Origin of the sequence: Neopararhizobium haloflavum (genome assembly GCF_002750855.1) — a bacterium.
GTDB classification, from domain to species: Bacteria; Pseudomonadota; Alphaproteobacteria; order Rhizobiales; family Rhizobiaceae; genus Georhizobium; species Georhizobium haloflavum.
In genome coordinates, this window is the sequence record NZ_NWUC01000001.1 from 645544 (window position 1) to 658404 (window position 12861).

General features: G+C 62.8%; 12 protein-coding genes. 3 read left to right on the forward strand and 9 right to left on the reverse strand.

Going from position 1 to position 12861, the window contains the following annotated elements:
• Positions 1–674 precede the first annotated feature (674 nt).
• A complete protein-coding gene (locus CN673_RS03345; protein WP_099865045.1) occupies positions 675–3185 on the forward strand; it encodes a GcvT family protein in 2511 nt (836 codons plus the stop codon).
• Positions 3186–3282: 97 nt separating this feature from the next.
• A complete protein-coding gene (locus tag CN673_RS03350; protein ID WP_245409754.1) occupies positions 3283–4158 on the forward strand; it encodes a DUF1194 domain-containing protein in 876 nt (291 codons plus the stop codon).
• An 8-nt stretch (positions 4159–4166) separates the two neighbouring features.
• Here the strand turns inward: CN673_RS03350 and CN673_RS03355 are convergent, their stop codons facing one another.
• Both CN673_RS03355 and CN673_RS03360 read right to left on the reverse strand, forming a co-directional pair.
• Positions 4167–5171: a GlxA family transcriptional regulator gene (locus CN673_RS03355; protein ID WP_099864784.1), complete on the reverse strand. Its 1005-nt coding sequence runs from the start codon at positions 5169–5171 to the stop codon at positions 4167–4169.
• Positions 5172–5349: 178 nt separating this feature from the next.
• Positions 5350–5592 carry a hypothetical protein gene (locus CN673_RS03360; RefSeq protein WP_099864785.1) on the reverse strand — a complete coding sequence of 81 codons (243 nt, stop codon included), beginning with the start codon at positions 5590–5592 and terminating at the stop codon, positions 5350–5352.
• A gap of 119 nt (positions 5593–5711) precedes the next feature.
• Between CN673_RS03360 and CN673_RS03365 the strand changes: the two genes are divergently transcribed.
• Entirely contained in the window at positions 5712–6608 is an 897-nt protein-coding gene (locus CN673_RS03365) for a LysR family transcriptional regulator (protein ID WP_099864786.1), read from the forward strand.
• Between the two features lie 22 nt (positions 6609–6630).
• Here CN673_RS03365 and CN673_RS03370 read toward each other — a convergent pair whose 3' ends face one another.
• The 7 genes from CN673_RS03370 to CN673_RS03400 all read right to left on the reverse strand — a co-directional run bounded on the left by CN673_RS03370 (position 6631) and on the right by CN673_RS03400 (position 12821).
• Positions 6631–7347 carry a haloacid dehalogenase type II gene (locus CN673_RS03370; RefSeq protein ID WP_099865046.1) on the reverse strand — a complete coding sequence of 239 codons (717 nt, stop codon included), beginning with the start codon at positions 7345–7347 and terminating at the stop codon, positions 6631–6633.
• Positions 7344–9353 (reverse strand): ASKHA domain-containing protein, encoded by a 2010-nt coding sequence (locus tag CN673_RS03375; RefSeq protein ID WP_198585888.1) that lies wholly within the window; start codon positions 9351–9353, stop codon positions 7344–7346. The genes CN673_RS03370 and CN673_RS03375 overlap by 4 nt, the downstream gene beginning before the upstream one ends.
• A gap of 35 nt (positions 9354–9388) precedes the next feature.
• Positions 9389–9742: a hypothetical protein gene (locus CN673_RS03380; protein ID WP_099864788.1), complete on the reverse strand. Its 354-nt coding sequence runs from the start codon at positions 9740–9742 to the stop codon at positions 9389–9391.
• 113 nt (positions 9743–9855) lie between these two features.
• Entirely contained in the window at positions 9856–10809 is a 954-nt protein-coding gene (locus CN673_RS03385; protein ID WP_099864789.1) for a methyltetrahydrofolate cobalamin methyltransferase, read from the reverse strand.
• Between the two features lie 51 nt (positions 10810–10860).
• Complete coding sequence (locus CN673_RS03390; RefSeq protein WP_099864790.1) at positions 10861–11769, reverse strand: methylenetetrahydrofolate reductase; 909 nt, start codon at positions 11767–11769, stop codon at positions 10861–10863.
• A gap of 39 nt (positions 11770–11808) precedes the next feature.
• Positions 11809–12120 carry a virulence factor gene (locus CN673_RS03395; RefSeq protein WP_099864791.1) on the reverse strand — a complete coding sequence of 104 codons (312 nt, stop codon included), beginning with the start codon at positions 12118–12120 and terminating at the stop codon, positions 11809–11811.
• Positions 12121–12221: 101 nt separating this feature from the next.
• Positions 12222–12821, reverse strand: coding sequence for a DUF1638 domain-containing protein (locus CN673_RS03400; protein WP_306456950.1), 600 nt, complete (start codon positions 12819–12821; stop codon positions 12222–12224).
• Positions 12822–12861: the final 40 nt, after the last annotated feature.

A 12861-nucleotide genomic window follows, 5' to 3' on the forward strand; every position in this document is an offset into this window, starting at 1 on the left:
AAGCACTTGACGACCCAAACGGCCTGACTGCGTCGGCAACAGCAATCTTGCATTGGGCCTTCCTTGGCGCTCCCCCTTTTCCCCGCCCCTCGGGCCCGTGGCATACTCACCCCGTCCTTTCCGGCTGGAAGTATTCGCGAGACGTTCGGATGCGGGAAAGGACCGGCGCTTCCGGTTACAGCTAACGTGGCTGTGGCCCGGAGCCGGGCAAAAAGGGCTCCCGCCGGCACTATGACCGGCTTTGACTGCGTGCTCATGCAAGTCGCTCGGGTTTTCGCGGGCCGACACCCGCCATGAACCCGGGTCGACGCAGAGAGCTTCGACCTGCCCGGAGAGGGGGAGACCCCTCGCAGAACGCTGACGGAGCGCGAAACCCGCGCCATCTCCATCCAATCTGCATCACGGCACGGCTTTTGCGCTCCGTATCCAGATTGCCTGTTGCATCCACCGGGCGGCCAAGGCCGCGCCGGGATTTGAGCTTGGGCGCGCCAATCCTTTCTCAAGTTGAATTCCGACCCATCAGAGATCCTGCGCCGCACCTTCGTCGCGCGCATTTCGTGCCATGTCGCAAACAGGCGTGAGCGCCGCGTGGGCGGCTTGCATAGTCGCGGGCACATGGGGATCGGCCGCGTGGGCATCAGTGCGCGCGGGGCGCAGCAGGCAAAGGCATGGCAATGAAGGACAGGACGCGCGCGGTGGTGATCGGCGGCGGGGTTGTCGGGGTTTCGACGCTCTACCACCTGGCGAAGAAGGGTTGGGACGATGTCGTCCTGATCGAGCGCAAGGAACTGACGTCGGGTTCCACCTGGCACGCCGCCGGGCTTCTGCCGCTTTTCAACGTCAGCTATTCCGTCGGGCAGATCCACAAATATTCGGTGCGGTTCTATCAGGAACTCCAGGAAGAGACCGGCATGAATGTCGGGTTCTCCAAGGTCTCGAATGTGCGTCTTGCCCGCACCAAGGATCGCTGGGACGAGTTCATGTATTATGCCGGGATCGCCGAGACGATCGGCGTGCCGGTGAAGATCCTGACGCCGGAGGAGGTGAAAGAGGTCTGGCCGCTCTGCGAGACGGAGGGGCTTTTCGGCGCGCTCCAGCATCCGGATGACGGCTATATCCAGCCGGCCGACCTGACCCAGGCGCTGGCAAAGGGCGCGCGCGATCGCGGTGCCACGATCTACCGCTACACCAGCGTCACGGCGATCGAGCAGCAGGGCGACGGCACCTGGCTTGTGAAGACCGACAAGGGCGACATCGTCGCCGACCACGTCGTATCGGCAACCGGAAATTTCGCGCGCCGGACCGGTGCCATGGTCGGCCTCAACGTGCCGGTGATTCCCGTTGAGCATCAATACATCGTGACGGAGCCGCATCCGGCGATCGTTGAACGCAAGAAGCAGGGTCTGCCGGAAATGGGCGTCCTGCGCGAGGCCGATTCCTCCTGGTACATGCGCGAGGAGAACGGCGGGTTGCTGCTCGGCCCGTATGAAAAAGGCGCGCCGTGCTGCTACATGGACGGACCGACCGACGACAGCGAATACGAGCTCTTCCAGGAGGACCTCGACCGGCTGATGCCGCATATCGAGACGGCGATCACGCGCGTTCCCGCCTTCGGCGAGGTCGGTATCAAGAAGGTCTATAACGGAGCCATTGCCTATACGCCGGACGGCTCGCCGATTGTCGGTCCGGCGCCGGGACTCAAGAATTTCTGGCTGAACGAGGGGCATTCCTTCGGCGTCACCGCCGCGGGCGGCGCCGGCTGGCAGCTTGCCGAGTGGATCGTCGACGGCGAACCGACCATCGACATGATGGGCGTCGATCCGCGCCGCTTCGGTCCGTACGCGACGGAAGGCTACCTCAAGGAGAAGAACGAGGAAGCCTACGCCAACGTCTTCACCATGCACTACCCTGACGAGGAGCGCGCGGCCGCCCGCCCGCTGAAGACCACCCCCGTCTACGATCGGTTGAAGAAAATGGGTGCCGTGTTCGGCTCCGTCTATGGCTGGGAGCGGGCCAACTGGTTCGCGCCGGACGGCTATTTTGTGCCGCCAGAACAACTCGGCGTCGGTGTCGACGTTCTGACCAACCACAACCACGCTGCGCCACTGGATGATGGGCGCATCGTGGAGCGCTGGTCGTTTCGTCGCTCGAACTATTTCGAGCATGTCGGCAACGAGGTGAAGAATGTCGCCGACAATGTCGGTGTGCTCGACATGTCAGCCTTCGCCAAGTGCTGGATTTCCGGCCCCGGCGCGGAAGCCTGGCTCAATTCCATCCTCGCCAACGCGGTGCCCAAGAGGGTCGGCCGCATCGCGCTTTGCCATATGCTGACGAAAAAGGGCGGGGTGCGCTGCGAATTCACTGTCTATCGCCAGCCGGCCGGCTTCTATCTGGTGTCCGCCGGGGCGTACGAGGCGCACGACCACGACATTCTGCAAAAGCTGCTTCCGGCCGACGGCAGTGTCCACATGTTCCCGATCACCACGTTGTGGGGCGTGCTCGTTCTTGCCGGCCCGCGATCTCGAGACGTTCTGCAGAAGCTCACGCGCACAAGTCTTTCGAACGCCGATTTTCCGTGGCTCTCGGGCAAGGCGATCAATGTCGGCCCGGCCACGGCGCATGCGCTTCGCGTCAACTTCGTTGGCGAGCTTGGATGGGAGCTGCATCATCCGATCGAGCAGCAGAACGCCATTTTCGACCAGCTGATGGAGGCCGGCGCCGAATACGGGATCAAGCCCTTCGGCATCCGCGCCATGACGGCGATGGCGATCGAAAAGTCCTACCGTCTCATCCCGCGTGAACTCTCCATTGAGTACAGCGCCTACGAATCTGGGCTCGACCGGTTCATCAAGCCGGACAAGGGGGATTTCATCGGGCGCGACGCGGTGGTCAGGTCTAAGGCAGACGGCCTGCGCTGGCAGTTCGTCACGCTGGAGGTCGACGGTGTCACCGACGCCGACGCGCGCGGCAATGAGGCGATTTACCGTGATGGCGTGCTCGTCGGTCGTGCGACGCACGGCTCGTTCGGGTTTCGAACCGGCACGTCGCTCGCGCTGGCCATGGTCAAGCCGGAGCACGCGGGTGAAGGCACGGAACTCGACATCAAGATACTGGGGACGCTTCACAAGGCACGCGTCATCGGCGAAAGCCCTTACGACCCGCAGAACGCCCGTCTGCGGGCCTGACCGTCGACAGGACGGCTCACGCAGATTTGATCTTCACGGATAGGGTGGTTTCGGTCATCCTTTCCGCATGGACCGGTTTGCGAGTCTTTGCCGACGCATGCCGCTCGCAGCCGCATCGGGGTTGCGCTCCATCTTTCTCGGCCTTTTTCTTGGGTTTGCCTCGTCCGCCCATGCGCAGGAAGTCGTCGACCTGGAACTCGTTCTGGCCATCGATGCGTCCTGGTCGATGGATTTCGAGGAGCAGCTGATCCAGCGCGACGGTTACGCCAGTGCGTTCCGTTCCGACGAGGTGATCGAGGCCATCGTCTATGGCGGCTATGGCCGGGTTGCGGTGACATTCGTGGAATGGGCCGGCATGGGCTCGCAGCAGGTCGTGGTGCCATGGACGCTGATCGACAGCCAGGAGGCTTCCTTTGCCTTTGCGGAGGCGCTCGCGGAGGGCGCGCCGCGACACTTTCGCCGGACCTCGATATCGGGCGCGATCGATTTCGCCGCCGCGCTCTTCGAAGACAACGGCTTTGAAGGTCTGCGCCGGGTGATCGATATTTCCGGAGACGGGCCGAACAATCAGGGCATTCCGGTCACCCAGGCGCGTGACGCGGCGGTGGCGCGCGGCATCACGATCAACGGCCTGCCGCTGATGACCAACTCGCCGGGGCAGGGGCTCGGCTATGCCATCCCGAATCTCGATACGTATTTCGCCGAATGCGTGATCGGCGGTGGACAGGCCTTCGTCATCCCGGTTCTCAGCTGGGCTGAGTTTCCCGTCGCGATCCGGCGCAAGCTGGTGCTTGAACTGGCCGGGGCCATGCCGGGCGATGATGTTGATCCGATCCATGCACTGAGAGCATCTGCTGAGGCGCCCACGCTCCATCTGGCCCAGGCCGAAGACGATTTCGACCTCAGCGGGTCGGACTGCATGGTCGGAGAAAAGATATGGGAACGCCGCCGGAACATCTGGAATATTCCGTAAGGCCGGGGTTACGCAGCGTTGAGCAGCTGCTTTCGGTCGGCCCGCTCCTGCTGCGGTGAGCGCCCGTATAGCTCGCGGTAGCACTTGGAGAAATGCGAGGCGGAGACAAAGCCGCAGGCTACCGCCACTTCCACCACCGGCATCGTCGACTGCACCAGGAGATGACGGGCACGATCAAGACGGATTTCCAGATAGTAGCGTGCCGGCGAGCGGCCCATCTCCTGACGGAACAGCCGCTCGATCTGTCGGCGTGACAGCCCCGCATAGCGGGCGATCTCGATCAGGGAAAGCGGTTCGGAAAGATGCGCCTCCATCAATTCGATGATCGAAAGAATCTTCGAGTTTTGAACGCCCAGACGGGCCCTCAGCGGCAGACGCTGGCGGTCGTGGGGATTGCGGACCCGATCGGTCAGCGCCTGTTCGCAGATCCGGTTGACGAGGTTGTCATCATGGTCGTCGCCGATCAGGTTGATCATCATGTCAAGCGCCGCGGTGCCGCCGGCACAGGTGTAGATATTGGAGTCGACCTCGTAGAGATCGGCGAAGACGTCGACTTTCGGAAATGCCTCGGCAAAGCCCGGCAGGTTTTCCCAGTGAATGGCGCAGCGTCTGCCGGAGAGCAGGCCGGCACTGGCGAGAATATGTGCGCCGGTGCAAAGGCCGCCGACGGCGATGCCGCGGTTGTATTCCTCGCGCAGCCAGGCATTGACCGACTTGTTCTGGAACTTCTCGACGTTGACGCCGGCACAGACGAAGACCATCGAGGGTCTGTTCTCGCCGGTCAGGTGGCGGCGTTCGTCGGCCAGCGAGGTGTCGACCGCGACCGCGACGCCGTTCGATGCGCGCACAGGTCCCCCGTCGCTCGACGACAGGCGCCAGCGATAGCATTCGTAGCCAAGCATGCGGTTGGCGATGCGCAGCGGCTCGATGGCGGTGGAAAACGCCAGCATGGAAAAGTCGGGAACGAGGAAGAAGACGACGGATCGCTTGATACGGCTTTGTGCGCTGGCCATGGTGGCATCCCGATGACGCATTCGTGGCCGGCGCGCTCATCCAGCGTTCGGCAGTCGCAGAGCGACCGCGCGGGACATTGGCATAGCGCAAATTGCGTGTGAAGCGGCTTTGCGCACGTCGGCTACGAAAATAACGCGGCGCGCGCAAAGAAGTTGCTCAATGGAAGGCCTGCTGCCCTCAATCGTTTCGGCGCTGCGGCCAGCCGATATCCTTGCGAACCTCGGGCGGAAGCTGTGCGATCTCGCGGTCGGTCGTGTAGCGAAGCCAATCACGCCTGGCTTTTTCGCGGCGGCGCGCCGAAGCGGTGCGCAAGGCATTGAATGCGGCGATGATCGTCTGGCCGATCGTGTCGCCATAGGTGAGCGCGGTGAGGCTTTCGCCGATCGAGGGGCGGCGGGCGTCGGTTTCGCAATGTGCCATGGTCGTCATCCTTCTTTGGTTTGGCAATGAGGAGGTCGCGACCCTCGATGTTGACTATCCGGCCAAAGCGCGGTTCAATCAAACGAAATGGTTTGATGCTCTGGTTCAAGGAAACTGAAATGAACGCACCGCTCAATCACCCCTTGCCAACGCTTGAACTCGACGTCTTGCGAACCTTCGTGGCGATCGCGGAAACGAAAAGCTTCTCGGCAGCTGCGAATTCCGTGTTTCGCACGCCGTCCGCCGTTTCGATGCAGATCAAGAAGCTTGAAGAGACGTTGAATCGTCCGGTTTTCACCCGAGACGCGCGCAATGTGGCGTTGACGGGGGACGGGGAAATCCTGCTGACCTACGCCCGCCAGCTCCTGGCGATCAATCGCGAGGCCGTCTCGAAGTTCATCGCTCCCGACATCTCAGGTGTGGTAAGGCTCGGCTCGCCGGACGATTATGGGGAGCGGATATTGCCGCTGGTGCTGAAACGCTTCGCCGAAACGCATCCTTCCATCGCGGTGGATGTCGTCATCGACCAGAGCGTCAACCTGAAGAAGCGTCTGGAAGCGGGGCTTCTCGACCTGACCTTGATGACCTGCTCCAGCACCATTACGCCGCCTGGATCGGAAATCCTTCTGACGGAGGACATCGTCTGGGGCGGGGCAAAGGGCGGCTCGGCGCATTTGCGCGAACCGCTGCCGGTCTCACTGTGGGAAGAAGGCTGCGCATGGCGGCTCCGCGCCCTGGAAGGCCTCAGCCGCCAGGGTCGCAACTACCGGGTCGCCTATATGAGCGCTCACACCTCAGGCCAGCGCGCCGCAATCCTTGCGGATCTGGCGGTTGCCCCATTGCCGAAGTCCTTTGTCGGCAAGGACCTTGCCGTCCTGGGGCCGGCCGACGGACTGCCGGAGCTTGGCACATACAACGTCATCATGGTTGTCGCCCCGGATGCCGGGCAGCCGGTTCTGGCCGCTGCCGACCATCTGCGCGCGACGTTGGCGACGCTCAACGAACGGCTCCACTGACAGCAAACCGGCGGCCGGCCGGTCAGGCCCGCTCGAAAATGAGCGCGGCAAGCTGCTCGAAATCTGGCGCGACATAGTCCCAGGCGGCTGTCGGCCCGAGATCGGTCGTTTGAAGCGGACCGTGCTCGTGCTTGCGTGCAACGAAGGCGGTGCGCAGGCCAGCGGCGTGGGCGGCATGAAGATCGTCATTGTGGGCGGCGACCATGACGACCTCAGCCGGCTCCAGCCGAAGGGCAGCGCAGGATGCAAGGTATACGTTTGGCTTCGGCTTGTAGTCGCGCGCAATCCCGGCGCCGAGGATGCAGTCCCAGGGCAGTCGGCCATAACGGGCAAGCCGTGTCATCAGCGCGATCGATCCGTTGGAACATGGCGCGATGATCGCGTTCTGCTTCAACGCGCCAAGGCCAGCGATGACATCCGGCCAGGGTGGCAGCTTTTCCCAGGCGTGGTTGAGGGCATCGACCTCTTCAGGCTCGAAAAGATCGGCGATATCGAGCGCGGCCAGAACCCTTAACAGGTTCTCGCGGTGAAGATCGTCGAGTTCGACATAACCGCGGCCCCCGGTACGGATGCGCTCCATCGCGGGTTGGTATTCGCCGCGCCAGCGATCGGCAAACGCATGAACGTCGGTCTCGATCTGCTTTTCCGACAGGAACTTTTCGGCTTCCGCGGCGATGCCCGCGCGCCAATCAACGCAGGTGCCGAAGACATCGAAAATCAGCGCCTGCGGCCGGCTCATCGCGCTCTCCGGCTCGCGCGGCCACGGCGTCGTCCCGGGCCGTCCTCGCCGACCGGGGCGGCGCAACCCCGCGCTGGAAGCGCGATCGCAGCGCTCAGGTGGGGAAAAGGATCGTGCTTGTTGGGAAAGGCCATGGCGCTGACGAAGTGCTCCTGAAACTTCGGCTCCAGAGCGGTCTCGATCTTCTCGATCTCGGTGACCGTCTGCTCGATTTCGCGGCGATGGTCGCGGTTGAGCAGTGCCATTCGTGCACCCGTTCCCGCAGCATTGCCGACTGCCTTGACCTTAGCGAGATCGCAGTCCGGGACAAGCCCGAGCACCATGGCGTATTTTGGATCGATGAAGGACCCGAACGCGCCGGCAAGTGCTATTCGGTCGACTTCGGCGATGGCGAGCTTGTCCATCAGAAGCTTGACGCCCGCGTAAAGCGCGGCCTTTGCGAGTTGAATGGCGCGGACATCGTTCTGGGTGATGACCAGCCGCGGGTCGCTCTCCTGAATGACATAGGAGAACGTTCGGCCATTGGCGACAATGCGGGGATTGCGCTCGGCGAGCGTGCCGTCGATCACGCCGTCCTCCGACACGATCCCCGTCAGATACATCTCGGCAACGACCTCGATGATGCCCGAGCCACAGACGCCCGTTACCTTCGTCCTGCTGGCCGCCTCGGCGAATCCTTGTTCATCGGACCATTGCTCGATCCCGATCACGCGGTAGCGCGGCTCCAGCGTTTCGGCATCTATGCGCAACCGCTCGATCGCACCGGGCGCTGCGCGCTGGCCGCATGAAATCTCGGCGCCCTCGAAAGCCGGACCGGTCGGTGATGAAGCGGCGACGACACGGGCGGATGAACCCAGGACGATCTCGGCATTGGTGCCGATGTCGACCAGCAGCATCGTCTCGTCCTGGCGGTGCGGCCCTTCCGTCAGAACGGCGGCGGCCGCGTCGGCGCCGACATGGCCGGCAATGCAAGGCAGAACATAGAGCCGCGTGCCGGGGTTCATCGTCAGTTCGACGTCGGATGCCTTGATCTCCACCGCACCCGAAACGGCCAGTGCGAAGGGCGCCCCGCCGAGTTCGGTCGGGTCGATTCCGAGGAACAGGTGATGCATGATCGGGTTGCCGACGAAGACGGCGTCGAGAATGTCGTGGCGGTCGATCCCGCCTTCGACGCAGACCTTGTCGATCAGATCGCTCAGGGCCTGACGAACCGCGCGGGTCATGGCGCCGCGTCCGTCGGGATTCATCATCACATAGGAAACGCGGCTCATCAGATCCTCGCCGAAGCGAATCTGTGGGTTGGACGTGCCAGCCGATGCGACGGTACGGCCCGACAGCAGCGAGGACAGATGCATGGCGATGGTGGTCGATCCGATATCGCAAGCAATGCCGTAGGCCTCGTTCTTCAGGCCGGGGTAAAGCGCGATCAGATGCGGGCGATCGTCCTCCAGATCGTGGTGAATGGCTGCGGTGACCGTCCATCCGCCCTTGCGCAGGATCTGCTGCACGTCCCTTAGCAGATGGGGATCGACCTCAAGGCGCTCGATCTGCCAGTCGCGGGCCAGCGCGCTCTTGAGACGGTCGAGATCGCCGAGCGGATGATGCATGTCCGGTTCTTCGACCTCGACATAGCACATGCGGATCGACGGATTTCGCTCGATCACGCGTCCGTCGGAATCCTTGCGGACGACCTGTGCGTTGACCGCGACGTCCTGGGGGACGTCTATGACGAGATCACCTTCGATCGTTGCCGAACAGGACAGGCGACGGCCCGCTTTCAGCCCGCGTTTGTCGGCATAGCGCTGTTCCTTGCCACCGAAGCCGGAGATGTGCGCCAGTGTGGAGGTGATGCCATGCTTGGCGAATTGTCCTTCCTGCACCTCGATCTGACAGCGTCCGCAGATGCCGCGTCCGCCGCAGACGCTTTCGACATAAACGCCGAGATCGCGTGCGGCATCGAGAAGGGGCGTGCCGGCGGGGAACCGGCCGCGCTTGCCAGAAGGCATGAAGAGAACGAGATGATCCGGCTTGCTGTGGGCGTTCACGTCTTTCGGCTCAATCTCCGGGCGTTTGATTTGACGCGCTTTGCGAAGGGGCGGATCGACGCCGCGACGATGGCGTCGGTGTCGAAAGCCTTCGCGCGTCCACCGCTCCAGGGTGCAAAGGCGGCGTTGACCATCTGCGTGGCGAGCGAGGTATTCACCGCTGCCAGGCTTTCATATCCGGCGAGCAGCTTCTCGCTGACCATGCGGCTGTTCTCGCGGTCGCCATGGGCGGAGGGGGAAAAGGCGTTGAACCACATCCCCGTCATCCGCGTGGCGATGACGAATGGAGCCGTGAAGGCGAGGGTGGCGAAATCTGCATTGGCGGTCAGCGGGGAGCGGCGTCGGGTCATTGTGAGGCGTCCTTTTTGCGGATGCTGCTACAATGATCGAAACGGCCGAAAGGTCCCGGCCCGCGGCGAACTTGTTGCACTGCCGCAATCATCGAACCCAGCCATTCAACTGCCTAGCCGCCCATGCGGGCTGCACGTCCGCCGCGCCGGCGGCCACCAGCAGATGCGGCCATCGCCGAGGGTGCGGCAGTTTCCGCCGCTGCGGCTGGTGCATGGTCGCGATAGGTCATGATCCAGTTGGCGCAATTGGCATCGGTGGCGTTCAGCACATTGGCGGCGCGGACCATCTCCATCTCCTGGGGCCTGCAGGGATTCATGATGGCCGAGGTCATACCCGAGGCGATCACCATCGGAATGAATGCGGCGTTGATGCCGTGGCGATGAGGCAGGCCGAAGGAGATGTTGGAGAGCCCGCAGGTGGTGTTGACGCCCAGTTCATCGCGCAGGCGGCGCACCAGGCGGAATACCTGCCTGCCAGCCGTTCCCATCGCACCGATGGGCATTACCAACGGGTCAACGACGATGTCATGCGGCTTGATGCCAAAATCTGCGGCGCGCTCGACGATCTTCTTCGCCACGGCGAAGCGGACATCCGGGTCCTCGGATATTCCCGTTTCGTCATTGGATATGGCGACGACCGGAACGTCGTATTTCTTGATCAGCGGCAGCAGCGCCTCGAGCTTTTCTTCCTCTCCGGTAACGGAATTGACCAGCGGGCGGCCCTTGGCGACCCTGAGGCCGGCCTCGATCGCCGCGGTAACGGAGCTGTCGATCGAAAGCGGCACATCGACCAGGCCCTGCACGATCTCCAAGGTCTTGACCAGCAGGTCCGGTTCCGTCGCGTTGGGATCAACCGCCGTCACGCCCGCATTGATATCCAGCATGGTCGCGCCGGCGGCCACCTGATCAAGCGCATCCTTGCGCACGGTGTCGAAATTGCCGTTCACCATCTCGGCTGCCAGCTTCTTGCGGCCTGTCGGATTGATCCGCTCGCCGATGACGCAAAAGGGCTGGTCAAAGCCCATGACGATTTCGCGGGTCGCCGAGGCGATAATGGTGCGCGACATTGAAGCTCCTCTTGGGAAACGCAGGCGATCCGGATGGGTGGGGGAGGCCGCTCAGCGCTCGGCGAGGCGGCCCTTCGGCAGGGCATCTTCAGCGCAGACGGGCCAGGTGCCCCGCTCGACCAGCCATTCAGCGGATTTCCTGAGGCCGCCAAAGGGGAAGACGTGGATCTGCTTGATCGCCGAATGCGGGTTTGCGCGGACGTGATTTTCAATCGGGCCGACGACCGTTTCGGGCGAATGGGTCGTGGCGAGAGCCGTCAACGCCAGGGCGTTCTTCTTCAGGAACGTCACGGAATTTCCGACACCGCACATCGCCGCATATTTGATCAGAGTGGTTATCTTTGCGGGACCGGCGACACCGAGATGAACGGGCAGGTCGATGCCATGGTCGCGCAGCCCCTCGGCCCAGCCAATGAACTTGTCGGCGTCGAAACCGAACTGGGTGACGATACGCACCCTGGCTCCCGTGCGCTCGGCGAATGCCTTCTTGAGGCGTAGGGCCTGCAGCGCGACTTCCTCGGTGAAGTCCGGGCTGCCCTCCGGGTGGCCTGCAATTCCCATATGCGTAATGCCGTAGCGGTCGAAATAACCGGTCTCCAGCACTTCCATCGCCGAGGAAAAATCGCCGGCCTGCCGGTCAAGACCCCCACCGATGACGAGGACATTGGTGACGCCGGCGTCCTGCGCCATCATTGCCACGCGCTTCTCGAGGCCAGCCCGTGAGGTCAAGCGACGGCTGGCAAAATGCGGAACCGGCTCATAGCCGAGATCACGCACCCTGCGGGCCGCCTTTACCAGCGTTTCGGACGGATCGGTGCCGATGTCCGTGATGTATACATTTGTGCCGGGCGGGAACAGGCCAGGCAGATCGTCGGATTCGATCGCCTGCTTTGGCGCGACCTCGATGGAAGCTGAAATTCGATCCGATTTTGCCCGTTTCAGTTCAAGAATGCTGCTCATGGCGCATAAAGCCTTCTTCAAATTCGGGGTGGCGCCATCTCAGGCTGCCGATGTCTCTTCCAGGCCGCCTGACTTCACCAACGCAGACAGCCGCTCTTTTGTATACAGCATTTCGATCTCGTTTGCTGCCCCTTCGGCTTCGCTTTCAAGATCGTCCGAAACTTCGACGGGCTGGCCGCGCCGCCATTCCTCCAGATAGGAGTCGGTTTCATGCGCTCCGGTCCGCATCGCGCACATGTCGATCGCCTCGGTGAAGCGCAACGACAGCTCCCGCTTGGCCGCTGTGCGTCCCTTCTTCACGATCACCTGGGCGGGGATGTCCCGCCAGTATACGATGATGCGATCGGCCATGTCACAAGTCTCCTTGACTGAGACATTGCTTGCGAATCGTCCGGTGCGCTGGCTGGCCGACGACGTCGGATATGATCAAAAGCGACGTCGCATCCGACGGGTCATATTTGTGCGGTTGCCAAGAGGCTGCCGGTCAGATCGCCATAGCCGGTGAAGCGCCGTTCATAGGCCAGATCGAGGAACGTCGCGGCCTCTCGGGCTGCCTGATCGAGGGTGTCGTCATCGCTCTGCGCCAGATAGACGAGCTTTTCATAGTGCTGAAAATAGAGCCCGCGCAGTTCCGGGTGGCGGTCGAGGCCGAGCGGCTTGACGACGAAGGCGTGAAACTGTCGGGCGAGGAAGTCGGTCAGGAAGAACGCCCGCATATCCTCCTCGGCATTGGCGGCGAAGCGGTCGGTGCCGGCGAAGAAGGCATAGCAGTGCGGGCCGGGCAGACGATCGACCTGTTCGTGCTCCAGCAGGCGATCGAGCGCGCCGCCGGTGCCGCAATCGCCATAGGCGACGAATATTTTCGAGAAGCCTTCCCGCCGCGCGGTCGCGATCGCATTGTCGACGCCCGGAACGATCCGCTCGGGATGATTGTGCCAGATGGCCGGCAGGCAGGTCACGGCAAGATGCAAAAGACCGTTGGCCTCGATGACGGAGCGGATCTCGCGCGCGAGCGCGCCGCACGCGATGATTTGAACCTTTTCGGTTTTCATGCGTTTCCGCGTCATTGCTTAACCACGGCGCTCCGCAAAT